The sequence below is a fragment of the Achromobacter sp. Marseille-Q0513 genome (genome assembly GCF_018195695.1).
Classification (GTDB): Bacteria; Pseudomonadota; Gammaproteobacteria; order Burkholderiales; family Burkholderiaceae_B; genus Achromobacter.
The window spans coordinates 1-311 of the sequence record NZ_JAGTJY010000679.1 but is presented as its reverse complement, the minus strand read 5'-3'; the positions used below and the strand labels follow the sequence as shown (position 1 = coordinate 311).

General features: G+C 65.0%; 1 protein-coding gene. It reads left to right on the top strand.

Features of this window, described 5'->3' with window-relative positions:
- Positions 1–38: 38 nt before the first annotated feature.
- Positions 39–311: membrane dipeptidase (locus tag KDH83_RS32280; RefSeq protein WP_212323303.1), on the top strand; the 273-nt coding region annotated here is incomplete at its 3' end.

The window sequence follows — 311 nt, the reverse complement described above, 5'->3', positions numbered from 1 at the left end:
CACCGCACATGAACGCAGCACACCAAGACGCACCGCACATGAGCGCGCTGCATCAACGCAACATCGTCATCGACGGCCTGATCATCGCCAAGTGGGACCGCTCGATCTTCGAGGACATGCGGCGCGGCGGGCTCAGCGCGGCCAGCTGCACGGTCTCGGTCTGGGAAGGATTCCAGGACACGGTCGCCAATATCGCCGACATGAAGGCGCTGATCCGCGACTGCCAGGACCTGGCCATCCTGGTGCGCACGGCCGAGGATATCCCGCGGGCCAAGCGCGAGGGCAAGGTCGGCGTCATCCTGAGTTTCCAG